Below are 892 nucleotides of genomic sequence, written 5' to 3' on the forward strand. Positions count from 1 at the left end.
CAGGTAGCTCGTCGGGCTCATAACCCGAAGGTCACAAGTTCAAATCTTGTTTCCGCAACCAATTAAAATACTTCATTAATATTTCAAATCGAACATAACGAAATGAAATAAATCAAATCGTTTGTTTCTTAAAATTTAAATTATTTATAGTTTCTAATTTAGTCAATCTTATTTCTATTGTTATTACATATCTAAATAAAGGTACTAGGATAATTGTTATTATTCCTAATAAAATAGTTGTTAATAAATTTAATATTTCATAATTCATACTAAATGCTTTTAGGATATTTTTCTTTAATATCAGTAATTAAAGATTCCCATTTATTAGTATTATTTTTAAAATCTTTATATAACATGTCTAATTGTTCTTCAATTTTTGGATATTCACTTTTTCTTTTTTGTCTATAATCTAAAATACTTAAAATTTCAGTTGCTTTCATATCAATAAAAAAATCATTGTGTTCTTTTAATGTATTAAATGTATCTTCAACTTCAACAACAAAAAATTTTGTATTTTCTTCTTTAACTAAAGAAGTGAAAACAAGCTCATCTTTATCAATATCTAAATATAAATATTTCATTATAAATCCTCCTCTTGTAATTTATATTCAATAATATCTTTGCTAGTAATAAGCTTACCAACTCCATTATAAAAAAAATCAACAACTAAACTAAAATAATATTTTGAAATAGAAGAATTAATTTTTAATACTAAATACCCATCTTTTGACAAATAAACACTAACATAATTACTTGTTGTATAATTAGAATGAATTGATTTAGTATCTGAAAAAACATAACCACTAACAAGGGCATTAAATGAAACATTAGAACCAAATGAAAAACAAGTAATATTAAATAAAAACAGTTGTGATTTTTCTTTTGAAATATT

The 892-nt window shown here is 21.9% G+C and carries 2 protein-coding genes; both read right to left on the minus strand.

From position 1 onward, the window contains the following. Window positions 1–269: 269 nt before the first annotated feature. Window positions 270–581, minus strand: a complete 312-nt coding sequence (locus tag CP960_RS13630; RefSeq protein ID WP_101185994.1) for a hypothetical protein — start codon at window positions 579–581, stop codon at window positions 270–272. After that, window positions 581–892, minus strand: a 312-nt coding sequence (locus CP960_RS13925) for a hypothetical protein (protein WP_196778346.1), incomplete at its 5' end; no start/stop codon positions are given. The genes CP960_RS13630 and CP960_RS13925, both read right to left, overlap by 1 nt.

The sequence above is a fragment of the Malaciobacter halophilus genome (genome assembly GCF_002837275.1).
GTDB lineage: Bacteria > Campylobacterota > Campylobacteria > Campylobacterales > Arcobacteraceae > Malaciobacter > Malaciobacter halophilus.

Coding starts and splice junctions, on each gene's coding strand:
- CP960_RS13630 (WP_101185994.1), bottom strand. CDS start 581: ATGAAATATTTATATTTAGATATTGATAAAGATGAGCTTGTTTTCACT.